Genomic DNA, 21,661 nt, shown 5'->3' on the forward strand with positions numbered 1-21,661 from the left:
AGCCCGGAAGGATCTCGATGCCCAGCGCCCGCGTACCCGGTTGAGGGGCAGGTGGCGGAGACGCCGCTCAGACGTGAACCCGTGCGGTGGTCGCCCAGCGCCCGAGCGCCGCCTCGGCCGCTTCGACGTCACGCCGCAGTGCCGCGAACTCGGTCTCATCGAAGGGCGGGTCGCCGTCGAGGTACCCGGAGCGCGCCTGGTCGGCCGTAGCGACGCCCCACAGGTGGTCCAGGAGCAGCCGCCGTTCGACGACGCCCAGCCGGTCGAACCGCGAGATCAGGCGCAGGACGTCGCGGCTCCGGCCCAGCACCGCGCTGCGCGCCGTCTGGTCGACGCGCAGCTCTCGGATCTCGCGGACGGAACCGCGGGCGAGCCAGCCGGCGACAAACGCGGCGACCCCGAGCACGGTGAGGTAGGCGACAGTCACCGATGTCGCCTCGTCGAAGGCCGACCCGGTGTCGCCGCCCGCGGACTGACTGGCCGAGGCCGCGACCGCCACGAAGAGCACCGGCCACGCAAAGATCAGCCCGGTCGACACGCGGGCGAGCAGGTAGCGCAACCGCGCCCGGCGCCCGACCTCGCGGATCCGGCCCTGAGCCGCCGCGAGCGCCTCCGGCGGCGCGGAGGGGTCGACGACGACGACCCAGCGATCGATTCCCGACTCGGGCGCCGTGCCGGTCGCCATGCTGCGCGCGATGAAGATCGGCGACGTCACGTTCTCAACGAACCAGGCGAACGCCAGAAAACGGCCCGGACGGGGACTAACCCAGACATGCTGCACGCGCACACAGTAGAGCTCGCGCAGATCCGACGTGCCGTCGTCGCCGACCCGAGAGCTGACAACCGTTGACATGCTGTACCGGGCGCCCGGAAAGATCCCCCGCTCCCGCAGTGGTGGGCCGCCCGCGACAGGCGGACCGTGGAGAGATGGATCCCACCCCGGACGCAGCCTCGACGGACGCGACACCGACCGTCACACCCTCCGCCGACGCCGTGGCCGAACGTCTCTTCGGCGCCGTACTCGGCACCGTCGACCTGATGTCGACGTTCCTGGGCGACCGCCTGGGCTGGTACCGATCGCTGGCCGACGACGGTCCCGCGACGCCGCCCCAGCTCGCCGAGCGCACCGGCACGGACGCCCGCTACGCGCGGGAGTGGCTGGAGCAGCAGACCGTCACCGGCCTGCTGCAGCTCGACTCGGACGGCACCCCTGACGAGCGTGTCTTCAGCATCCCGCCGGCCACCGCGGAGGTGCTGACCAACCAGGACAGCCTCAACTTCCTGGCCCCCGTGGGACGGATGTTCGGAGCCGTCGGCCCCGCTCTCCCCCGGCTGCTGGCCGCCTACCGCACCGGCGACGGCGTGAGCTGGGACGAGCTGGGCGACCATGCACGCGAGGGGCAGGCGGACGCGAACAGGCCGTGGTTCGAGCACCGGCTGGCCGACGCGCTCGCCGGCGTCGCCGACCTGCACGAGCGGCTCGCGCGACCCGGCGCCCAGGTGCTCGACGTCGGCTCCGGCGGCGGCTGGTCGAGCATCGCGCTCGGCCGGGCATACCCCGGCGCGACGGTCCACGGGATCGACATCGACGCGCCGTCGGTGGCGATGGCCACCGAGAACGCGCGTGCCGCCGGCGTCGGCGACCGGGTCCGCTTCTCGCACGGCGACGCCGCCCACCTCCCGGAGGGCCGGTACGACGCAGCCTTCGCCTTCGAGTGTGTCCACGACATGCCCCGCCCGGTCGACGTGCTCGCGGCCGTCCGGGCGTCGCTCGCCCCAGGGGCGCCGTTGATCGTGATGGACGAGGCCGTGGCCGAGTCGTTCGCGCCGCACGGCGACGAGCTCGAGCGCATGATGTACGGCTTCAGCCTCTTCGTCTGCCTGCCCGACGGCCGCTCCAGTCAGCCGAGCGCGGCCACCGGGACGGTGATGCGGCCGTCCCTGCTGCGGGAGTACGGCGCGGCCGCCGGGTTCAGCGAGTTCGAGGTGCTGCCGATCGAGGGCTTCGGATTCTTCCGCTTCTACCGGATGAAGGAGGCGGGTACGTCCTAGCTAGGCGTCCACCGCTGACCCCACCTCGCGCAGGGTCCCGACGACGCCCCGCAGTCCGTCGCTGAAGCCGGCGCTGTCCGACTCGGTCGTCACGTGGCCCGACGGCACCCGGCGGGAGGGCTGGCTGCGCGCCGGCGAGGCGATGGACTTCACCGCCGGTGTCGCCGCCGTCGTCGCGGAGCGCCTCGCGCGCGGCGAGGGCAAGGCGGGGGCGTACACGCCGTCGGCCGTCCTCGGACCGGACCTGGCCGTCGAGGCGGGCGGCACCTTCCTGCTCGACCGACAAGGACCCGACCGGCCGCCCGCCCTAGGCTGTCCTCGTGGCGCTGGCCGTCTGCCTGCTCTTCGACAGGCCCACCGAGCGGGTCCTGCGACGGCTGTGGCAGCGACTCGAGGACCAGGGCGTGCCCACGCTCGCGAGCCACACCCACCGCCGGCACGTGCCGCACCTCTCCCTGGCGGTGCTGCGCTCCTGGGACCTGGACAAGGTGCGCGCAGCCCTGGACGCGCTGCCCGACGCCGGCCCCACGACCGTGCGGTTCGACGCCGTCGCCGCGTTCCGCCGGGGCCGGATGAGCCTGGTCCCGGCGGTGACGAGCGCGCTCGCGGCCCGCCAGGAGCGAGTCGTCGAGGCGCTCGGCGCGACCGACGACGAGCTGCACAAGCACTACGTGCCCGGCGTCTGGACGCCGCACGTCACCGTGGCCACCCGCGTCCGGCTCGACCAGACGCCGCTGGTGCTGGAGGCGGTCTACGAGATCGTGCCGCTCACCGGCACGCTGAGCCGGGCGGCGCTCATCGACGCCGGGACGGGGATCGCGTACCCGCTCAGGGTCGTCCCGTGACGGTCGCCCCGGCTCTCGGCGTCAGTGTCAGTGGGCCCGGATACGTTTGCGCGCATGGCCCTTCGACGCACCAGAACTCCGCCCCGCCCGCTCACGGCCGGCGATGTCGTCGTGACCTTCCACCACGGCCTCGGCGAGTGGACCGCCGCACAGGTCACCCGCCTGGACGTGGACGAGGAGCTCGCGGACGTGCTCGACCTCGACTGGTCCAGCTCGACCCGGCCGGAGTCGCTCGAGGACCTGGGCCACCTCCGTCCGCTCACTCGACAGGCCGGGAACTGGAAGGGCGAGCGCAGCCACTGCCACGCACCGTGGGTGCTGCCACGCAGCTGCACGGTCATCGGCACTGCGCCCCCGCTCGTCGAGCGATCGTCGCAGACCTACGGCCTGAGATGGAGCATCGGCGACGCGCTGAGCTGGGAGCGGCTCGCCGCGAGCGGCCAGAGCAACTGGGACGACGACCCCACCCAGGTGTCGATCGAAGGACCCGATCTCCAGGTCCCGGACGGCGTCGACGACCTCGCCGCGATCCGGCGCCTGCACGTCAAGGACGTCGTGCGGCTCGACGGCGCGATCATCGCCGCCACGTTCCCGAACCTCACGGAGCTCAGCCTCTACGGCGACCTCTGCGAGATGACCGGTGCGGCCGCCCTCAACCAGCTCACCAGCCTGCGCGAGCTCTCGGTCACCGGGTACTTCGGGATGACGGCGGCGGACGCCCTCACCGTCGAGGACGCACCCGAGCTCGAGTACATCGACCTGCACAACGTTCCGCACGAGTTCGCCACCGCGATGCGCCGTCTCTGGCGGCCCGAGGCCGCGAACGGCACGTATCTGAGCGTGACCGGCGCACGGAAGCCGGAATGGGTCGCGGAGAACAAGGACAACCCGCTCCGGGACTGGGACCAGCGTGAAGGCATCAGCGCGAGCGCCTACCGGAAGTCGATCGCGCAGTTCAAGCAGACCCGTCGCCAGATCCTCGCGACGCTCGACACGCCGCCCGCGGACAGGACGTCACGGATGACGAGCATCGGCTCCGCGTACGCCGAGGCCTTCAACGCGATCGACCTCGCAACAGGCGACGACCTGATCATGACCGAGGAACGCGAGGAGCTCATCGCGGCAGTCGTCGAAGTGCTCGAGGCCGCGGCCAAGGACCGGGGCGTCGACCTCTCCAGCGAGCGGGAAGCGCTGCTCGACGGTGTCGACGCCACCCGCGACTGGTGAGGCCGACGACGGCATCAGCCGTCGTCGGCCGGGCCGGCCGCCGCCTCAGTCGCTCACGTCCGGGACTCCCGCCCCTGGGTCAGCACGTCCACGCCGTCGAGCGTGAAGGTGCCGCTGACCACGCGGACCGTGACGGTGTGCGACCGCTGCCGCAGGTCGCGCAGCCAGTACGACGTCTCGCGGGTGCCCACGGGCCCGGCCTGCACGGTCGTGGGCGTGCCGCCGTCCACGACCACCTCCAGCGTCGCGGCGGCCGTGGCGCCGAACAGGTTCAGGCCGGTGCCGGTGAACGCCACGCCCACCGACTGCCCCGCGCGGAGCACGTGCTGCGTGCGGTTGAAGTGCGCGTAGCCCGCCTGGGTGAACGTGAAGCCGTCCGGGTAGGTCAGCCGCGCGTCCGAGTCGTCGATCTTCTCCGACGCCCAGGCGTGGCCGGGCACCGGGGTGACCGCGAGGTCGTCGTACTGCGTGTTGTAGAACCCGCTGGTCAGCGCGATCCGGCCGGTCAGCACCGGGTTGGCCGCGGCGTCGGTCCAGCGGGCGAGCCGGTCGCCGTCGAGGGTCGCCGTGACGACGTTCCCCCGCGCCTCGACCGCGAGCCGGTGCCATCGGCCGCCGTCGAACCCGGCCACCGTGCCCGAGGCCACGACCTGGTCGAGCTTGCGGAGCTGCCAGCGGCCGTCCTCGTGCACGCGGACCGCGTAGGTGGCCTGGTCGCCGCCGCGGGCGTAGACCTGCCGCACGCCGAGCCCGGCGAAGTTCTCCAGCGCCGCGTCGCGGTCCACGGCGTCGAGCCGGAAGTCCACCGCCGCGGTGTAGTCGGCCCAGCGGTGGTCGCCCAGCACGGTCGACGGCGCCGCCGTCTGGAGCACGTCCTGCCGCCCGTTGCCCCAGACGTTCCAGGCGAACCCGCGGTTGCCCGCGTTGATCTGCTGCTGCAGCACGTGCCCGCGCCGCCGGTCGGCGTCGACCACCTCGAAGGCGCCGTCCTGGTCCGCCGTGTACCGCGGGGTGCCACCGCGCCGCTCCAGGTAGGTCATCTTCTGGCCGCCGACCTTCGTCACCGGGTACCCGGCGTACTCGAAGTCGTCGCGGTACGGCAGCGGCAGGATCGTGTCCGCGGTGTCGGGCGCGAAGTCGCCCGGCGCGTACGACTCCGTCGTTCCGGCCACGCCGTGCGCGAGCGTCGACAGCGTGACGATCGAGTACGCCGGCACCTTGACGCGGTAGACGTCGTGCTCCACGCCGCCGACCGTCTCCGTCCGGACGGGCTCGTAGACGCCGGTGTTCTGGAAGTAGTTCGCGTCGTAGGCCTCACCGGTGTCCGGGCCGCGCGTCTCCCACGCGTACAGCGGCCGGCCGCCCGGCCCCAGGTCCGCGACCTTGACCTCGAAGTACCGGTCGGTGCGGGTGTTGTTCGCGTGCACCTGCGACCACTGCGCCTCGCCTTCGGCGCCCGCGGGCGTGCGGGCGGTCAGGACCGTGCGGGTGGAGGTGTCGACGTTCGTGCCGCCGTCACCCTTGGTGCCGTCGCCGCCCGTGGCGCCCTCGACGTACTCCCAGCCGTCGCCGACGAACTGGTGGAAGTGCCGCACGGCGACCAGACCGACGTCGCCCTCCCAGTAGCCGGACCACGGGTCGGAGGCCCGCACCAGGTGCTTGGGCGAGTACTGCGTGCCCTCGTACATCGCGCTGACCGCGGGCTGGAACAGGAACGTCGTCATGTGCGCGGGGTCGTTCCCGGCGCTGCTCCAGCGGTAGGCGTTGATGAACCGGTCCGCGATGTCGGCCGCCGAGACCGTGCCGCCCACACCGCCGCGCGACGGGTCGGCCGCGACCCGGTACTGCGGGTCGATCATCGGGGCCACGCCCTCGGAGTACAGGATCTCCTTGCCGAACTCCTTGTTCAGCCGCGTGACGTTGGGCCCGCCGACGATGTCGTAGTGGTAGGCCAGGGCGTCGATCTGCTCCAGCGCCGCCGGGTCGGCCAGGATCCGCGCCGCGACGGCGTCGCCCTCGCGGTAGGAGTCCAGCGCCACGATCTTGATGTGCGAGTAGTCGTACCGGGCGTCCGGCGCCGCGGCGTCCCGCTCCAGCCACTGCGCGAACCGGACCGTCCACGCCAGCTCGGACGCCTGGTAGGTGGCGCCGCGCACCTCGTTCTGCGACGGGCTCATCCAGTCGAGCTCCACCCCGTACGTGTCGTACGCGGCGTCGATCGTCTCCTTGTACCACTGGTACCGCTTGACCGGGTCGTTGCCGGTCCAGGACGGCTCGCCCCAGCGCAGCGCCTCCGTCTCGATGTCCGGGTTGATCGTCAGCGCGTCCGCGATGAAGTGGAAGCCCGCGCCGCGCAGCACGTTCGCGGGCTCGTCGGCGCTGCGCTTCGTGGCCGGCTCCGCCCCGGACGAGCTGTTGCTGTCCGCGCCGAGCTCCACCTTGATGTGCTTGAGCCCCGCGCCCGTGACCGGGTCGAAGAGCATCCGCATGATCCGCCAGTACGCCTCCGGCTGCTCCTCCTTGTAGTCGAGCAGCAGGTTCGAGGTGTTGTTGCAGGACACCGAGCCGAACCCGCCGAACGTGTTGTACGCCCCACCGTCGGCGCGGCGCTCCACGTCGTCGCCGTCGACCAGGAGCTCCCGCCAGTCGATCGACGGGTCGTCCAGCCGGAGCACCGGCAGGTCCGGCTGGGCTGCGGTGGCCGACGACGGCGTCGTGGTCGCGTCGCGCGGTGCGCTCGCGCTCGCCGAGGGGGCCAGGAGGCCGCCCGCGGCGAGGACGAGGACCGCGGCGACCGCGGTGGATCTGGCCGTGCGGCGGTGGGGACGTGGCATGGGGCACTCTCTCCGTCGTCGTTGACTGGACCGGGCGCACGGGGCGACGATCAGCAGTGATCGTTTCTGATCGCTTCACGCGATCGCCTCGTGCTCTGCTCAGCCAGAACGTAGGACGGGGCGCAGGACCGGGTCAATGTTCTGATCGGTATTGATCGAATCGCGTGCGCCGGCGAGCACGCTACCCCCCGATCCGGTCCAGCTCGGCGAGCTCGTCCGCGCCGAGCACCAGGCCCGCGCCGGCCACGTTCTCCCGCAGGTGCGCGACCGACGACGTGCCCGGGATCAGCAGCACGTTGGCGGAGCGCTGGAGCAGCCACGCCAGCGCCACTGCGATCGTCGTGGTGCCCAGCCGGGCGGCGACGGCGGTCAGCGCACCGGACTGCAACGGGCTGAACCCGCCGAGCGGGAACCAGGGCACGTAGGCGATGCCGTCGTCGGCGAGCCGGTCCATCAGCCCGTCGTCCTCGCGGTGGGCCAGGTTGTACATGTTCTGCACGCTCACGATCGGCGCGATCGTCCGGGCCTCCGCGACCTGACGGGCGGTCACGTTGGTCAGGCCCAGGTGCCGGACCAGCCCTTCCTGCTGCAGCGCGGCCATCGTCTCGAAGGCCTCCGCGAGCGAACCCTCCTTCCGGCCCGACGCGTCGCCGAGGCGCAGATGGACCAGGTCCAGCGTGTCCAGCCCGAGGGTCTCCAGGTCGCTGTCGATCTGCCGCCGGAGCTGGTCGGGCCGGCGCTCGACCGGCCAGCCACCCTGCTCGTCGCGGTAGGCGCCTGCCTTCGTGACCACGTGCAGCGTGTCGGGGTAGGGGTGCAGGGCCTCGCGGATGAGCTCGTTGGTGATCCGCGGCCCGTAGGCGCCGGCTGTGTCGATGTGGGTGATGCCCAGGTCGACGGCCTCGCGCAGGACGGCGAGGGCGCCGTCCCGGTCGGCGGGCGGACCCAGCACCCCGGGACCGGCGAGCTGCATGGCGCCGTAGCCGAAGCGGGTGACGGTCATGTCCCCCAGGGTCCAGGTGCCGCCGGGCAGGGTGGGAGCGGTGGTGCTCAAGATCGTGGCCTCTCGTCGTGGAGGTCGCGGACGACGGCGGGTGTGCGGCCGTCCGGCCCCGACGTCGATCGTGCGGCCGCCACCACGGCGGCGTCCAAGACCGGTTCGATCGGGGCTGATACCCCACCGGTATCACCGATACCCTGGGCTCGTGGACGGACTGGAGACCCGCGAGCTGAGGTACTTCGTCGCCGTGGCGGAGGAGCTGCACTTCGGCCGGGCCGCGGAGCGCCTGAACATGGCCCAGCCGCCGTTGTCGCGCGCCGTCCAGCAGCTCGAGCGGCGCCTCGGTGTCGTGCTCCTGGACCGGGACCGCCGGGGCGTCTCGCTCACGGCCGCCGGGGCGGCCATGCTGGCCGAGGCGCGGCTCGCCCTCGACGCGGTGGACGCCGTCGTACGCCGGACCCGGCGCGCGGCGGCGCCGACGCCAGGGCTGGTCCTGACCACGAAGGCCGGTGCCTCCCACGAGCTGCTCAAGCGGCTGCTCGACTCGTACGCGGCGCGGCCTGGTGCCGTGGAGGTCGACGTGCTGCTCTGCGAGATCGGCGGGCAGGGCCAGCTCCTGCGCAACGGCAGCGCGGACGTCGCGCTCGTGCACTCCCCGTTCGACGTGCTGACGGGCCTGGACACCGTCGAGATCGTGACCGAGGGCCAGGTCGCGATCGTCCCCGCCGCGCACCCGCTCGCGCAGCGCACCAGCCTGACCGTGGCCGAGGTGAGCGACGTGCCCGGCCTGCCGATCGCGCGCTGGCCGCAGCACGACGGCACCTACCCGCCCGGTGCCGGGCCCGAGGTCCGCACCCAGTCCCAGCTCGCGCAGCTCGTCGCCCTCGGCCGCACGCTGCTGGTCATCCCGGGCTCCAGCCGGGCCTGGCAGTGGCCGGAGCACGTGGCGGTGCCCGTCGTCGACGCACCCGAGGTGACGACGCTGCTCGCCTGGCCGGCGGGCGCCCGGTCGGCGGCGCTGGACGGCCTCGTGGAGACCGCGGCGCACCTGGCGGCGAGCGCCTCGTCCTGACCCCGTCCCGGCCGGACGCGCCTCAGCAGCTCCCGTGCGCCGCGTCGTCCCACCAGGCCAGCACCCGCGCGGCGTGGAACGTCAGCCACTTCGACGGCTGGCCCGCGTCGACGTCGACCTCGAACCACACGCGGCCCGGGTGGCGCCGCGCCTGCAGCCAGGTGCCGTCCGGCTGCCGCTGCGCGCGGACCAGCTCGACCGCCTCCCCGACCCGTGCGTCGGGCGGCGTGCCGCGGAGCTCGGCGGCGGCGCGGAAGTAGTCGGTGGCGCTGAGCACGTCGTAGAACGACCGGAACGGGTAGGCGAGCCGGAACACCCAGTCGGCCACGGGCTCACCCGTCGTCAGCCGCCGGATCAGGTGCCGCTCCAGCAGGTACTCCTCGGCCCGCGCCTGCGCCTGGCGGACGGCGTCCGTGCCGCCCGTGGCCTCCTCATGGGCGAGCAGGCCCTTAAGGGAGTTGAGCGTGGAGCGCACCGAGGCGCGGGTCGACCCCTCGACCCACTCGCAGTTCCAGCCGCCCTCGTCCATCTGGTGAAACACGAACCAGTCGGCGATCCCCTGGACGTCCGCCCCGAGCCACACGCCGTTGGCCAGTGTGAACCCGTTGATGCAGGCGTCGACCTCGCCGCCCCAGTAGGGCAGGTCGTCGTACTCCCAGCGGGCGTTGGCCGAGATCAGCGCCACGGTGTCCCGGTCGCGCAGCACCGCGGCGTCCAGGCCCCACTCCCGCAGCGTGTTGAGCGACCACGTGGTGGCCGTCCAGGGCTGCCCCGCACCGGGCTGGGCCTCCGGCCCGGAGAAGTCGAAGCTCGCCGGGAAGTACGCCCCGCCGGCCCAGGTCCCGGTGTCGTCCTGCCGGGCCAGCAGGCCGGCCCCCAGGCCCTCCGTGGCCACGCGGGCCCGGGTGGCCCGCCAGACGGCGTCGGGCGCGCGCAGCAGGTCCCGCTCGACCTGCCAGCGCAGCGCCGGGTCGCTGTCGAGCAGCCAGGCCAGCACGTCGTCGGACACCCGCGAGGAGGTCATACGCCGAGACTAGAGCGCCCCGGCCGCACGTTCCAGGCAAGTACGGGTGACCTCGCGTCCGGCGTTGCGACGCGATTCGACCCGGCATACGTTCGCGGCATGTCGAACGTTGCCGAGACCATCGTCGAGATCATCGAGGACGCGGGGGTCGAGCGGGTCTACGGCCTGCCGGGCGACTCGCTGAACGGGTTCACGGACGCCATCCGGCGCAACGAGACGGTCACCTGGCAGCACGTGCGGCACGAGGAGGCGGCGGCATTCGCGGCGGCCGCCGAGGCGGCGCTGACCGGCGAGCTCGCGGTGTGCGCGGGGAGCTGCGGGCCCGGCAACCTGCACCTGATCAACGGGCTCTACGACGCCAACCGGAGCCGGGTGCCGGTGCTCGCGATCGCGGCGCACATCCCCGGGGCCGAGATCGGCAGCACCTACTTCCAGGAGACGCACCCGCAGGAGCTGTTCCGCGAGTGCAGCGTCTACACCGAGCTGGTGAGCATGCCCGAGCAGCTCCCGCGGGTGCTCGAGATCGCGATGCGCACCGCGGTGGAGCGGCGCGGCGTCGCCGTCGTCGTCGTGCCGGGCGAGGTGTTCCTCGCCGAGAGCACGGGCCGCAAGAAGTCGGCACCGATCCGGGCGACCCAGCCGGTGGTGCGCCCGGGCGAGCACGAGCTGGGGATCGCCGCACAGATCCTCAACGAGGCGAAGAAGGTGACCATCCTGGGCGGCGCCGGCACGGAGGGCGCCCACGAGCAGGTGGTCCGGATCGCCGAGAAGCTCAAGGCGCCGGTCGTGCACGCGCTGCGCGGCAAGGAGTTCCTGGAGTACGACAACCCCTACGACGTGGGCATGACGGGGCTGCTCGGCTTCGCCTCCGGCTATCGGGCCATGGAGAGCTGCGACGCGCTGCTGATGCTCGGCACCGACTTTCCGTACCAGCAGTTCTACCCGTCCAAGGCGCAGATCGTGCAGGTCGACCTGAGGGGAGAGCAGCTCGGCCGGCGCACGCCGATCGACCTCGGCCTGGTGGGCGACGTCGGCGACACCATCGATGCGCTGCTGCCGCGGTTGGACGAGCGCACCAACCACCGGCACCTCGACACCTCGCTCAAGCACTACGCGAAGGCGCGCAAGGACCTCGACGAGCTCGCCGACAACGACCGCAACCGCGAACCGATCCACCCGCAGTACGTCGCGCGACTGGTGAGCGAGCTGGCGAGCGACGACGCGGTGTTCATCCCCGACGTCGGCTCCCCCGTGGTCTGGGCGGCCCGCTACCTGGAGATGAACGGCAGGCGCCGGCTGATCGGGTCGTTCAACCACGGGACCATGGCGAACGCCCTGCCCCACGCCATCGGTGCCCAGTCGGCGTTCCCGGGGCGCCAGGTGGTCGCGCTGGCGGGCGACGGCGGGCTCGCAATGCTGCTGGGCGAGCTGCTCACCCTCCGGCAGAACAAGCTGCCGGTGAAGATCGTCGTGTTCAACAACTCCTCGCTGAACTTCGTCGAGGTCGAGATGAAGGCCGCCGGGTTCGTGAACTTCGGCACCCAGCTCGACAACCCGAACCTCGCGGACGTCGCGAACGCCATGGGCATCCACGGCCGGCGGGTCGAGCAGCCCGACGACCTGGAGGGCGCCCTGCGCGCCGCCTTCGAGCACGACGGCCCGGCGCTGGTGGACGTCGTCACGGCCCGCCAGGAGCTGTCGATCCCGCCGGCGATCTCGGCACAGCAGGTCAAGGGCTTCACGCTGTACGCGATCCGCACGATCATGTCGGGGCGCGGCGACGAGCTCGTCGACCTCGCCGACACGAACGTGTTCCGGAGGCTGTTCGACTGATCCGCGCGCGTGGCCCGAGGTCACCGGAGCCGCTCACGACGACAGGGCCCGATCGCGGTGGTCGGCCCTCAGACCGCGCAGGCGCCACCGGGCCCGCACTGCTCGCCCGCACCGAACGGCATGCTCAGCGGCACGGGCCTGCTCTCGGCCCGGACCCGCTCCATGACGCTCACCAGCGTGGCCGTGTCCACACCGCCGCCGATGCCGTACCGACCGTCGATCACGACGAACGGCGTGCCGGTGGCGCCCATGCGCTGCGCGCGCAGCTGCTCCTCCTCGACCTGGGCACGGTAGCGACGCGCGGTGAGGACGTCGCGGGCCGCGGCCGGGTCCAGGCCGATCTCGTCCGCGAACTCGACGAGCTGCTGCAGCGTCCACAGCTGCCGGTTGGTGCTGAAGTGCGCGGTGAACATCGCCGTCCACGCCTCGTGGTGCTTGCCCTGATCCGTGGCGTAGGCGAGCAGCTCGTGCGTGAGGGCGGTCGGCCCGAGCGTGCGATCGATGGCGTGGTAGCCCCCGAACCCTTCCGCGTCGGCGCTGATCTCCATGGGCCGCAGGACCGACTCCATCTGCGCGACGGTCATTCCCGCGTCGAGACTGAGCTGGGTCTGGGTGATGCCCTCGGGGGCGATGCCGGGGTGCACCTGGAAGGACCGGTGGATGACCTCCACCTCGTCGCCGTGCTCGAACTGCTGCACGGCGTTGCGGATCCGGAGCTGGGTGACGCCGCAGACCGGGCAGATGATGTCGGACCACATCTCGATGCGCATGACGCTTCCTCTCTTACACTTTGTGTGTAACCAGATGATGCGTGAGTTTTGAAGGCGCTACAAAAGGCACACCGATGTGTGCGGAGGAGGCAGCGAGATGGCAGGCGTGCGCTCAGCGGTCCGGCAGGTGCCGGGACCCTGCTCCCACTGGAACGACGACGACGCCGACTTCATCCGGCACGTCCTCGACCGGGTCGGCGACAAGTGGAGCGTGCTCGTGGTCGGCACGCTGGAGGCCGGCCCGCTCCGCTACACGGAGCTCGTCCACGCGATCCCCGGCATCTCGCAGCGGATGCTCACCCTGACGCTGCAGCACCTCGCCGAGGACGGCCTCGCCACCCGCACGAGCTATCCCGAGGTGCCGCCCCGCGTCGAGTACGAGCTGACGCCGCTGGGGCGCAGCCTCCTGCGGACCGTCCTCGACCTCGCGGCCTGGGCCGTCGACAACCATCAGACGATCCAGCGCCACCGCGAGGCACGCGAGGTGCCCGCCTAGGGTGCGTCGGGCGCGAGACCCCGACCTCTCCGAGAGGCTCACCCGGGCCGGCCGGCCGGCCCTGGCGGCATGATGCGACAGAGCGCGTCCAGCGCACGCGGCCAGGCGCTGTCCGACACCGCGGAGTAGTTGACGACGAGCGCCGCCCGGTCCGAAACGTGCGAGCCGGCGGTCAGGCCCTCGTGCCGGAACTCGGTGAGCCCGCTCACCAGCAGACCGTGCTGCCCTGCCGACCGGAGCGCCGCCCGCTCGGTCCCGGGTGGTAGCTCCACCACCGCCTGCAGGCCCGCCGCCATACCCGTCACCCGGACGTTCGGCGCGTGCTCCGCCAGGGCCGTGATCAGCTGGTCGCGCCGCCGGCGATAGCGCTGCCGCATCGCCCGCACGTGCCGGTCGAAGCCGCCCGAGGCGATGAGCTCCGCGAAGGTCAGCTGGTCGAGGACGCTCGTCACCTCGACCGGCCCCTTGACCGCGGCCACCCTCGGGACCCAGTCCTTGGGCAGGACCATCCAGGCGAGGCGCAGCGCCGGGGCCAGCGACTTGCTCGCCGTCCCGAAGTACGCGACCCGTTCGGGGTCCAGTCCCTGGAGCGCCCCGATGGGCTGCCTGTCGTACCTGAACTCGCCGTCGTAGTCGTCCTCCACGATGAGCCCGCCGGTGCGGTGCGCCCAGTCGAGCACGGCCGCCCGGCGTTCGGGTGCCAGCGCGACTCCGGTCGGGAACTGGTGCGCCGGTGTCAGCAGGACGGCTCCCGTCCCGGGCAGGGTGGCCAGGTCGCCGGTCCGCGCACCGTCGGCGTCGACGTGCAGCGCGGGGATGTCGAGCCCGGCGTCGGCCAGCAGCTCGCGGTAGAGGTCGAGGCCGTAGGACTCGACGGCGACGGCCCGGACGCCCTGCGCCTTCAGGGCGCGGGCGAGCAGGCCCAGACCCTGGTGGAAGCCCGCGCTGATGATGATTCGTCCCGGCTCGGCGTACACGCCCCGTACGCGGGCGAGGTACTCCGCCAGCGCGGAGCGCAGCTCGATGCGGCCGAGCGGGTCGCCGTACCCGAACGCGTCGTACGGCGCCGCGGCCAGGGCCCGTCGTGCGGCGGCCAGCCATGCCGTCCGGGGGAACTCCGCGAAGTCCTCGGCGCCCGGGAGCAGTCCTTGGGCAGGTCGCCGGTGCACGCGGTGCGGGTGGGGCGGCGGTCCGTCGGACCCAGGACCGGGCCGGGCGGCCACCCGGGTGCCGGAGCCCTGCTGGGCGGTGAGCCAGCCCTCGGCCACCAGCTCCGCGTAGCACTCGGTCACGGTGCTGCGCGCCACCCCGAGGTCGGCGGCCAGCGTGCGGGAGGCCGGCAGCCGGGTGCCGGGAACCAGGCGTCCGGTACGCACCGCCTGCCGGAGCGCGTCGGTGAGTCCGGCCCGGACGCCGGGGCCCTTCGGCTCCAGGTGCAGGTCGATCCCGGCGGCCGAGAGGAACTCCGCCCCTGAATTGGTCTGCGAAACCTCCATGAAAGTGGACGGTATGCCCGGACCTCTTGCTTCGTAAAGTCGACGGCATGCGCAATGACAACCTCCATGGCGCCGCGGGCAGCAGCTCCGAGCGGCGCGCACTACCTTCGGGCCTGGCCCTTGCGGGTGCGGCTCTCGCGTTCACCAGCATGTATCTCGCGGCCGGTGCGCTCACGCCCCTGCTCGTCGTCTACCGGGCCCAGTGGGACTTCCCGCCGTCCTTGCTCACGGTGGCATTCGCGGTCTACGCGGTCGGCTTCCTCGCCGCGGCACTCGTCCTGGGCTCGCTGTCGGACCATCTCGGACGACGGCCAATGCTCATCGGCGCCCTGGTCGTCCAGCTCGCGTCGAACCTGGTCTTTCTCCTCGCGCCCGACGTCGGCTGGGTCATCGCGGGCCGGATCATCCAGGGGATCGCCAGCGGCGCGGCGACCGCGGCCTTCACCGCCGCACTGGTCGAGCACGCGCCCGCAGGCCGGAAGGGCCTCGGCCCGATCCTCGGCAGCGTCGGGCTCACCGGCGGCCTGGCCGTCGGTTCACTCCTCGCCGGTCTCGCGATCCAGCTCACGCCCTCGGCCAACACGATCGTCTTCGTCGTGCTGAGCGTGCTGACCGTGGTCGGCGGCCTCGCCGTCGCCGGGTCCCCGGAGACCATCCGCCGAGGCCCCGGCGCCCTCCGGTCGATGATCCCCCAGGTCACCGTGCCGCCCGCGGCGCGCCAGGAGTTCCTCGCCGCAGCTCCCGTGGTGGCGGCGGTATGGATGCTCGCGGGCCTCTCGGGCGGCCTCGCCCCGAGCATGGTGCACAGCGTGTTCCATCTCGACAGCGGCCTGCTGGACGGGCTCGCCGGGTTCATCGCGCCGGCCGTCTCCGTGGTCGTCGGCCTGTCGTTCGCCCGGGTGCGCCCGCGAGCGGCCATCACGATCGGGATCTACGCGGCATCCCTGGGCGCCGTCGGGATCATCGCCGGAGCCTGGGCCGGCAGCCTCGGCGGCATGTTCGTCGGGCAGGCGATCGCCGGCGTCGGGTTCGGCGCGGCGTTCACCGCGGCCCTGGGCCTGATCATCCCGCTCGTCGCCGCGCACCAGCGCGCAGGAGTCGTCGCGGGCATCTATGTCGTGTCGTACCTCGGCCTGGGGCTGCCCGTCGTCATCGCCGGCCAGCTCACGAACGCCCTCGGGGTGGTGCCCACCGTGGCCTGGTACAGCGCGGTGGTCGTCGTCCTCTCCCTGCTCAGCCTCGGCGCACAGCAGCACCTGAAGCGCCGTGGGCTGCGGCAGGACGCCGGCGACCCGGCCGGACCGCGCGAGCTCAGCCGCGCGTGACCAACCACCCCACAAGCAACCCCACCACAAGCAACGACCCCACAGGGAACAACCCCCACAAGGAAGAAGGTAGGCATATGCCCAGCACCAACGGCCGACGAGTGCTCCTCGCCGGAGCGTCCGGCGTCATCGGTCAGCGACTGGTCCCCCGGCTGGTCGAGGCCGGCTACGTCGTCGGCGGGATGACACGGTCCGCCGGCAAGACCGACCTGCTCCGGCAGCTCGGCGCCGAGCCGATCGTCTGCGACGTGTTCGACCGCGAGAGGCTGATCGAGGCGGTGCGTGACTTCGCGCCCGACGTCATCCTGAACGAGCTCACCGACCTGCCGGACGACGTCGAGAGCATCGGCGCCTACGCGGAGCTGAACGCCCGCATCCGCACCGAGGGAAACCAGAACCTGATCGAGGCCGCTCGCAAGAGCGGGTCGCCGAGATACCTCGCGCAGACGGTCGCCTGGCAGCTGCCCGAGGGACCGGACGCGCTGGCCGTGGCCGAGCTGGAGCGCTCGACCCTCGCCGAGGGCGGCGTCGTGCTGAGCTACGGGCAGTTCTACGGCCCCGGCACCTACAACGAGGGGTCGGCCCCCGCCGAACCGCGGGTGCAGATCGACCGTGCCGCGGAGCTGACCGTCGAGCTGCTGGACGCGCCTTCGGGCGTCGTCGTCATCACCGACTGAGGCACCGGCCGGGGCCGGGGCTCGGGGTGGACGCGCCTGCCGCGTCCACCCCGTCGTGTCCACCCCGTCGTGTCCACCCCGTGCCGGCTCGGTCAGCCCGTGGGCGCGAGAGCCTGCTCGAAAGCCTTGAGGGCGATCGCCGCGGACTGCATCAGCTCGTCGCGCGTGGCGCCCGCGGACGCGTGAACGGCCTGCCCCTCGGACACGACCATGACGTAGCGGGCGAGGACCGCCGGGTCTGCGTCGGCGGGCAGGTCGCCCTCCTCGCGCGCCCGGGTGAGACGTTCGGCCAGCGCGTCCTCACCGGCCCGGCGGCTGCTCGCGAGGAACTGCGTCACCGTCTCGTGGGCGGGGTTCGCGGACAACCCGCCCTGGATCGACAGGCACCCCCGGGGGCGGTCGGGGCGCGTGAGCGCGACCGCGTTGCGGTCGAGGTAGTCGCGCACCACCTCCATCGCCGTCGGGCGGGTGAGGGCGTCGCGGAAGTAGGCGAGCTCCACCTCGGCGTAGCGCCGCACGACCTGCTGGAACAGCTCCTCCTTGGTGCCGAACACCGCGTACAGACTCGGCTTGTTGACGCCCATCCGCTCGGTCAGCTCCGAGACGGCCGTGCCCTCGTAGCCCTGTCGCCAGAACACCTCGACCGCACGGTCCAGCGCTGCCTCGGCATCGAACGTCCGCGGCCTTCCGCCCGCCATGGCCACCCCTTCCCGAGTGTCTCCGCCTGCAGTGTACCCAATTTACAACCGATCGTTCAGAAACTTTGCGCTCATGATCGAGCGTGCTACCTTCCAGTTCTTAACCGTACGGTTAGAAACTAGGAGATGAGCGTGATGACAGGACGCGAGCTGGCCAGAACCCTGGGGCCCCTGGGCGTGTGGAGCATGCAGCTGCGGGGTGCGGACCGGCCGGTGGTGCAGGACGCGGCCGCCGAGCTGAACGAGCTCGGGCTGCGCGCGCTGTGGATCCCCGGGCTCGACGGGAAGGGTGTGCTCGAGGACACCGAGAACCTCCTGCGCGTGGCGCCGGAGAGCACGGTCGCACTGGGCGTCCTGGGCATCTGGGGCACCCCGGCCGAGAAGGTCGCGCACGAGGTGGCCCGGCTCGACCTGCTGCACGGGCCCCGGACCGTCGTGGGTCTCGGGATCAGCGATCCCGGTTCGGCGCGCGGCCACGGGCAGCGGTTCGGCAGGCCCGTCGTCTCCATGGCCCGGTACCTCGACGACCTGGACGCCGCACCGACGCCGCTGCCGGCGGAACGTCGTCTGCTCGGAGCCCTGGGGCCGCGCATGGCGACCCTCGGGGCGGCGCGAACCGCCGGCACCCACCCCTTCCTGGTCACACCGCGGTACACCGCGGACTTGCGGGCGGCGCTCGGCCCGGGCCCGCTCATCGCCCCGCACCAGGCGATCGTCCTGGACGCCGATCCGGACCGTGCGCGGGCGACGGCCCGCGCCGGCGTCGGCATGTTCGTCGGTCTCCCCGCCTACCGGAACAACCTTCGCCGCCTCGGCTTCGACGACGACGACCTCTTGCCGGGCGGGAGCGACCGGCTGATCGACGCCGTCGTCGCCTGGGGTGACATCGACACGATCCAGGCGCGGGTGCGTGCGCACCTCGATGCCGGGGCCGACCACGTCGCCGTCCACGTCCTGGGCTCCGACGACCTCCCGCAGGCCACCTGGCGCGAGCTGGCGACGCTCCTGCCGTCGCTCGCCGACGCCTGACCTACCGATCGACCGACCTACCGACTCCACCCTCACCATCAGCCACCATCAGCGAAAGCAGCAGATCATCATGGGACAGCTCCAGAACAAGACTGCACTCGTCACCGGCGGAACGTCGGGCATCGGCCTGGCCACCGCGCGCAGGTTCGCCGCCGAGGGGGCACACGTCTTCGTCACCGGCCGCAGGCAGGCAGAGCTCGACGCCGCGGTGGCGGAGCTCGGTGACAACGCCACCGGTATCCGCGGCGACGTCTCCGACCTCGACGACCTCGACCGGGTCTTCGCGACGGTCACCGCGCACGGGCAGGGGCTCGACGTGCTGTTCGTCAACGCCGGAGGCGGCCGGTTCGCCACGCTCCAGGAGCTGACGCCCGAAGGCTTCGACGAGACCTTCGGCGTCAACGTCCGCGGCACGGTGTTCACCGTGCAGAAGGCCCTACCCGTGCTGAACCACGGCGCGTCCGTCGTGATCACCGGCTCCACCGCCGCCAGCAAGGGGGCCCCGTCGTTCGGCGTCTACTCGGCGACCAAGGCCGCGCTGCGGTCCTTCACCCGGACCTGGGCAGCGGAGCTGACCGGACGCGACATCCGCGTGAACGTGATCGCCCCCGGACCCACCGAGACGCCCGGGCTGAGCGGCCTCGCGCCCGACCCCGCCCAGGCCCCCGGCCTGCTCACCATGCTCGCCGGCAACGTCCCGCTGGGCCGGCTCGGCAGGCCCGAGGAGATCGCGAACGCGGTGCTGTTCCTGGCCTCCGACCAGAGCAGCTTCGTCACGGGCACCGAGCTGTTCGTCGACGGCGGTGAGGTTCAGGTCTGACCGGGGGGGCGGCCCGCAAACCCTGAGCGCGCTGCCGGTTCGACCGCTGCTCCTCCCGCGCCGGCCCTACCTGCCGGTTCGGGCGCCCGGCTCCGCACCTCGCTCCACGGCGCGGACCAGCGTCGCCCACGGGTCCAACGCGGCCCCGGCCCGCTGCTCGTCGTCGGCCCGGACCGCGCCGAGCGCGCCCCGCACCGCCGTCTCGACGGCGGCGAGCTCCTCGGCGTCGTCCGGGTCGGGGACCTGGCCCAGGTCGTCGAAGGCACGCCGCGCGAGGCCGAGCAGGCGGGCCGCCCGGGCCAGGTCGTCGTCGGCCACTGCTGTCGCGGCGGCCCCGACGTACGCGTACGGGACGAAGTCGCGGTACCCGGCGTCGACGATCCGGGTCCGGCTCGTCGCGAACCGCTCGCGGGCCGCGGCGGTCTCGCCGAGGCTCAGCTCCGTGAACGCCAGGTTGTGCAGCTCGGAGGTGACGGTGTCGTCGTTGCCCAGCGCCTCGTTGAGGTCGATGCTCTCCTGGTAGAGCACGCGGGCGCGGGGCAGGTCGCCCACCATCCGCGTCACGCCGGCCAGCACGTGCCGCGGGCGTTCCTCCAGGCGCCGGTCGCCGGTCCGGACGGCGACAGCCAGCGCGTCCGAGGCGATACGCGCCGCCTCGGTCAGGTCGCCGCCGCGGATCGCGAGCCGCGACTGCATGTAGAGCGCCTCGACCAGCGCGGGCAGGTCGTCGGTCGCGCGGGCCCGCTCGGCCTCGTCCTGCGCCAGCCGCGCGACGGCGGCGTCGTCCCCGCGCCGGAACGCCGCACGTGCGGTCTCGCTGAAACTCATCCGGGTTGCCTCTCGTAGCCCCGGTGAGCCTAGCCGGGTGACACCGCCGACCGGGCGCGGCCGCCAGTCGGCCTGACGCAGCTCTTCTTCGAGGCCCGGCTTTCTCCGCTCTGGACGGCTCCAAAGCGGAGAAAGCCGGGCCTCAAAGGTGAGTTGCGTCCTCGTCGGCAAAGTGGTTGTCGTGCGCCTCGTGCAGCCGGTCCATGTCCGCCTCCTGGGCGGTGGCGAGCTGCGCGAAGTAGTCCTCCCGGGGCACGCCCGGCGCGAGCACCATGAGCAGGGTGGCCGGCTCGTCGCGTTCCTTGCGGAGCCCGTGCACGGTGCCGCGCGGGGAGTGCGCAGTGTCGCCGGGGCGCAGGGTGCGCCACGCGGTCCCGTCGAAGTAGTCGATCTCGCCCTCCTCGACCACGAAGGTCTCGCCGAACGTGGTGTGGAAGTGCGGGGCCGGTCCCCGGCTGGTGGGCGCCAGGCGCCAGCGGTAGAGGCTCAGGGCCCCGTCGGTCTCGGCGGCGCTCGCGAGGACCTCGATGGTCGAGCCGCTGGCGCCGAGGTGGATCAGTCGTGCGTCGGTGTGCTGTGTCATGACCCGAGTCTCGGCAGCGGGACCGCCCGCCCGCGCTCGATTCGGCCGTGGCCGAACGGTCTGGCCCTGCCTGCGACGATGCCCCGACAATAGGGCCGTGATCCGCTACCGACTGGGCGCCGGGGCCGCGAGCGTGCGGTGGGCGATGTCGCCGGTCCACGAGGTGGTCAGCCTCGCCCGGCTGCTGACCGAGCCGCGGCGGCACCCCGTCTTCCAGCCGTGGCTGCGCCGCCGCCGGCAGCACCTGGCGGGCCTGGACCTGTCGGCACTGACGGTCTTCATGGCCGACGGCGCCTACCGCCCCGACTTCCTGGACCCGTCGCCGATGTCCAGCGAGCCGACGTTCGACGAGGGCATGGCCGCCCTGCTCGCCGCGCCGCTCGACCAGGTGCACGCCGAGCTGGTCGACGCCACGGCCGGGCACGACGACGACGTCCGTCGCCGGCTGCTCGACGACCCCGGACGCGCCCGCGCCGAGGCCGCCGCCGCGGTGCGCCGCCTCTGGCGGGCGGCCGTGGAACCGGAGTGGCCGTCGATGCGGCAGGCGCTCCGGACCGAGATGCTGGACCGGGCCGTGCAGGTCAACCGCGAGGGGCTGCGCGCCGTGGTCCCGCGGCTGCACCCGTCCGCGAGCGCCGACGGCGACACCATCACGATCACGTCGGCCGTCGACGTCGGCGTCGACTGCCCGGACGGCCTCATCCTGGTGCCGTCGCTGTTCATCACCGACCGCGTGCAGTGCACCACCTCGGACCACTGGTCCCCGGCGATCTGCTACCCGGCGACAGGGCGCTACCTCTGGTCGGCACCCGTGACCCCGAGGTCGCTGGACCGGCTGCTGGGCGCCACCCGGTCGAGGATCCTGGCCGCGCTCGTCACGCCGCTGCAGACCTCGGTGGTGGCCGACCTGGTGAGCGTCACGAAGCCGACGGCGAGCGAGCACCTGACGATCCTGCGCGACGCCGGCCTGATCGACAGCAGCCGGGCGGGCCGCACGGTCACGCACGAGCTCACCGCGGCCGGCCGCGCCCTGCTGGAGGCGGCCGGCTGAC

At 72.7% G+C, this 21,661-nt stretch carries 21 protein-coding genes; 11 read left to right on the plus strand and 10 right to left on the minus strand.

The window, feature by feature from the left end; genetic code table 11:
* Positions 1-67: 67 nt before the first annotated feature.
* Positions 68-715, minus strand: a complete 648-nt coding sequence (locus ACIPN7_RS12795) for a hypothetical protein (RefSeq protein WP_400542237.1) — start codon at positions 713-715, stop codon at positions 68-70.
* A gap of 212 nt (positions 716-927) precedes the next feature.
* Here ACIPN7_RS12795 and ACIPN7_RS12800 point away from each other — a divergent pair, with 212 nt between their 5' ends.
* Complete coding sequence (locus ACIPN7_RS12800; RefSeq protein WP_400542240.1) at positions 928-2,052, plus strand: class I SAM-dependent methyltransferase; 1,125 nt, start codon at positions 928-930, stop codon at positions 2,050-2,052.
* Here the strand turns inward: ACIPN7_RS12800 and ACIPN7_RS12805 are convergent, their stop codons facing one another.
* A complete protein-coding gene (locus tag ACIPN7_RS12805) occupies positions 2,053-2,256 on the minus strand; it encodes a hypothetical protein (protein WP_400542243.1) in 204 nt (67 codons plus the stop codon).
* A 116-nt stretch (positions 2,257-2,372) separates the two neighbouring features.
* Here ACIPN7_RS12805 and ACIPN7_RS12810 point away from each other — a divergent pair, with 116 nt between their 5' ends.
* Together ACIPN7_RS12810 and ACIPN7_RS12815 are read left to right on the plus strand one after the other, a co-directional pair.
* Entirely contained in the window at positions 2,373-2,897 is a 525-nt protein-coding gene (locus tag ACIPN7_RS12810) for a 2'-5' RNA ligase family protein (RefSeq protein ID WP_400542246.1), read from the plus strand.
* Between the two features lie 54 nt (positions 2,898-2,951).
* Positions 2,952-4,124, plus strand: coding sequence for a hypothetical protein (locus ACIPN7_RS12815; protein WP_400542249.1), 1,173 nt, complete (start codon positions 2,952-2,954; stop codon positions 4,122-4,124).
* 53 nt (positions 4,125-4,177) lie between these two features.
* Here ACIPN7_RS12815 and ACIPN7_RS12820 read toward each other — a convergent pair whose 3' ends face one another.
* On the minus strand, positions 4,178-6,958 hold the full coding sequence (locus tag ACIPN7_RS12820; RefSeq protein WP_400542252.1) for a hypothetical protein: 2,781 nt from the start codon (positions 6,956-6,958) through the stop codon (positions 4,178-4,180).
* A gap of 181 nt (positions 6,959-7,139) precedes the next feature.
* Positions 7,140-8,012: an oxidoreductase gene (locus ACIPN7_RS12825; RefSeq protein WP_400542255.1), complete on the minus strand. Its 873-nt coding sequence runs from the start codon at positions 8,010-8,012 to the stop codon at positions 7,140-7,142.
* A gap of 151 nt (positions 8,013-8,163) precedes the next feature.
* On the opposite strand from ACIPN7_RS12825, the gene ACIPN7_RS12830 reads away from it, so the two are divergent.
* Positions 8,164-9,030, plus strand: a complete 867-nt coding sequence (locus ACIPN7_RS12830) for a LysR family transcriptional regulator (RefSeq protein ID WP_400542258.1) — start codon at positions 8,164-8,166, stop codon at positions 9,028-9,030.
* A 22-nt stretch (positions 9,031-9,052) separates the two neighbouring features.
* On the opposite strand, the gene ACIPN7_RS12835 is transcribed toward ACIPN7_RS12830, so the two are convergent.
* A complete protein-coding gene (locus ACIPN7_RS12835; protein WP_400542260.1) occupies positions 9,053-10,054 on the minus strand; it encodes a squalene cyclase in 1,002 nt (333 codons plus the stop codon).
* Positions 10,055-10,153: 99 nt separating this feature from the next.
* Here ACIPN7_RS12835 and poxB point away from each other — a divergent pair, with 99 nt between their 5' ends.
* Entirely contained in the window at positions 10,154-11,887 is a 1,734-nt protein-coding gene (gene poxB, locus ACIPN7_RS12840; protein WP_400542263.1) for a ubiquinone-dependent pyruvate dehydrogenase, read from the plus strand.
* A gap of 68 nt (positions 11,888-11,955) precedes the next feature.
* Here the strand turns inward: poxB and ACIPN7_RS12845 are convergent, their stop codons facing one another.
* Entirely contained in the window at positions 11,956-12,657 is a 702-nt protein-coding gene (locus ACIPN7_RS12845) for a DsbA family protein (protein WP_400542266.1), read from the minus strand.
* A 97-nt stretch (positions 12,658-12,754) separates the two neighbouring features.
* Between ACIPN7_RS12845 and ACIPN7_RS12850 the strand changes: the two genes are divergently transcribed.
* Positions 12,755-13,153, plus strand: coding sequence for a winged helix-turn-helix transcriptional regulator (locus ACIPN7_RS12850; protein WP_400542269.1), 399 nt, complete (start codon positions 12,755-12,757; stop codon positions 13,151-13,153).
* A 38-nt stretch (positions 13,154-13,191) separates the two neighbouring features.
* Here the strand turns inward: ACIPN7_RS12850 and ACIPN7_RS12855 are convergent, their stop codons facing one another.
* Positions 13,192-14,649, minus strand: coding sequence for a PLP-dependent aminotransferase family protein (locus ACIPN7_RS12855; protein ID WP_400542272.1), 1,458 nt, complete (start codon positions 14,647-14,649; stop codon positions 13,192-13,194).
* A gap of 47 nt (positions 14,650-14,696) precedes the next feature.
* On the opposite strand from ACIPN7_RS12855, the gene ACIPN7_RS12860 reads away from it, so the two are divergent.
* The gene (locus ACIPN7_RS12860) at positions 14,697-15,974 is read left to right on the plus strand and encodes an MFS transporter (protein WP_400542275.1); all 1,278 of its coding nucleotides are present in this window, start codon (positions 14,697-14,699) and stop codon (positions 15,972-15,974) included.
* A gap of 77 nt (positions 15,975-16,051) precedes the next feature.
* Positions 16,052-16,651 (plus strand): NAD-dependent epimerase/dehydratase family protein, encoded by a 600-nt coding sequence (locus ACIPN7_RS12865; protein ID WP_400542278.1) that lies wholly within the window; start codon positions 16,052-16,054, stop codon positions 16,649-16,651.
* Positions 16,652-16,743: 92 nt separating this feature from the next.
* Here ACIPN7_RS12865 and ACIPN7_RS12870 read toward each other — a convergent pair whose 3' ends face one another.
* Positions 16,744-17,349 (minus strand): TetR/AcrR family transcriptional regulator, encoded by a 606-nt coding sequence (locus ACIPN7_RS12870; RefSeq protein WP_400542281.1) that lies wholly within the window; start codon positions 17,347-17,349, stop codon positions 16,744-16,746.
* A 126-nt stretch (positions 17,350-17,475) separates the two neighbouring features.
* Between ACIPN7_RS12870 and ACIPN7_RS12875 the strand changes: the two genes are divergently transcribed.
* Together ACIPN7_RS12875 and ACIPN7_RS12880 are read left to right on the plus strand one after the other, a co-directional pair.
* A complete protein-coding gene (locus ACIPN7_RS12875; protein WP_400542284.1) occupies positions 17,476-18,378 on the plus strand; it encodes a TIGR03620 family F420-dependent LLM class oxidoreductase in 903 nt (300 codons plus the stop codon).
* Positions 18,379-18,448: 70 nt separating this feature from the next.
* Positions 18,449-19,198, plus strand: coding sequence for a glucose 1-dehydrogenase (locus ACIPN7_RS12880; RefSeq protein ID WP_400542286.1), 750 nt, complete (start codon positions 18,449-18,451; stop codon positions 19,196-19,198).
* Positions 19,199-19,264: 66 nt separating this feature from the next.
* Here ACIPN7_RS12880 and ACIPN7_RS12885 read toward each other — a convergent pair whose 3' ends face one another.
* Both ACIPN7_RS12885 and ACIPN7_RS12890 read right to left on the minus strand, forming a co-directional pair.
* Positions 19,265-20,026: a tetratricopeptide repeat protein gene (locus ACIPN7_RS12885; protein ID WP_400542289.1), complete on the minus strand. Its 762-nt coding sequence runs from the start codon at positions 20,024-20,026 to the stop codon at positions 19,265-19,267.
* 142 nt (positions 20,027-20,168) lie between these two features.
* A complete protein-coding gene (locus tag ACIPN7_RS12890) occupies positions 20,169-20,609 on the minus strand; it encodes a cupin domain-containing protein (RefSeq protein WP_400542292.1) in 441 nt (146 codons plus the stop codon).
* A 97-nt stretch (positions 20,610-20,706) separates the two neighbouring features.
* Here ACIPN7_RS12890 and ACIPN7_RS12895 point away from each other — a divergent pair, with 97 nt between their 5' ends.
* Positions 20,707-21,660: an ArsR/SmtB family transcription factor gene (locus ACIPN7_RS12895; protein WP_400542295.1), complete on the plus strand. Its 954-nt coding sequence runs from the start codon at positions 20,707-20,709 to the stop codon at positions 21,658-21,660.
* Position 21,661: the final 1 nt, after the last annotated feature.

The organism is Promicromonospora sp. NPDC090134, from assembly GCF_044746965.1.
Taxonomy (GTDB): domain Bacteria; phylum Actinomycetota; class Actinomycetes; order Actinomycetales; family Cellulomonadaceae; genus Promicromonospora.

Bases quoted from the DNA above. Each gene is read 5' to 3' on its own strand.
- ACIPN7_RS12800 (WP_400542240.1), top strand. From the start codon at position 928: ATGGATCCCACCCCGGACGCAGCCTCGACGGACGCGACACCGACCGTC.
- ACIPN7_RS12815 (WP_400542249.1), top strand. From the start codon at position 2,952: ATGGCCCTTCGACGCACCAGAACTCCGCCCCGCCCGCTCACGGCCGGC.
- ACIPN7_RS12820 (WP_400542252.1), bottom strand. From the start codon at position 6,958: ATGCCACGTCCCCACCGCCGCACGGCCAGATCCACCGCGGTCGCCGCG.
- ACIPN7_RS12835 (WP_400542260.1), bottom strand. From the start codon at position 10,054: ATGACCTCCTCGCGGGTGTCCGACGACGTGCTGGCCTGGCTGCTCGAC.
- poxB (WP_400542263.1), top strand. From the start codon at position 10,154: ATGTCGAACGTTGCCGAGACCATCGTCGAGATCATCGAGGACGCGGGG.
- ACIPN7_RS12845 (WP_400542266.1), bottom strand. From the start codon at position 12,657: ATGCGCATCGAGATGTGGTCCGACATCATCTGCCCGGTCTGCGGCGTC.
- ACIPN7_RS12850 (WP_400542269.1), top strand. From the start codon at position 12,755: ATGGCAGGCGTGCGCTCAGCGGTCCGGCAGGTGCCGGGACCCTGCTCC.
- ACIPN7_RS12855 (WP_400542272.1), bottom strand. From the start codon at position 14,649: ATGGAGGTTTCGCAGACCAATTCAGGGGCGGAGTTCCTCTCGGCCGCC.
- ACIPN7_RS12860 (WP_400542275.1), top strand. From the start codon at position 14,697: ATGCGCAATGACAACCTCCATGGCGCCGCGGGCAGCAGCTCCGAGCGG.
- ACIPN7_RS12865 (WP_400542278.1), top strand. From the start codon at position 16,052: ATGCCCAGCACCAACGGCCGACGAGTGCTCCTCGCCGGAGCGTCCGGC.
- ACIPN7_RS12870 (WP_400542281.1), bottom strand. From the start codon at position 17,349: ATGGCGGGCGGAAGGCCGCGGACGTTCGATGCCGAGGCAGCGCTGGAC.
- ACIPN7_RS12875 (WP_400542284.1), top strand. From the start codon at position 17,476: ATGAGCGTGATGACAGGACGCGAGCTGGCCAGAACCCTGGGGCCCCTG.
- ACIPN7_RS12880 (WP_400542286.1), top strand. From the start codon at position 18,449: ATGGGACAGCTCCAGAACAAGACTGCACTCGTCACCGGCGGAACGTCG.
- ACIPN7_RS12885 (WP_400542289.1), bottom strand. From the start codon at position 20,026: ATGAGTTTCAGCGAGACCGCACGTGCGGCGTTCCGGCGCGGGGACGAC.
- ACIPN7_RS12890 (WP_400542292.1), bottom strand. From the start codon at position 20,609: ATGACACAGCACACCGACGCACGACTGATCCACCTCGGCGCCAGCGGC.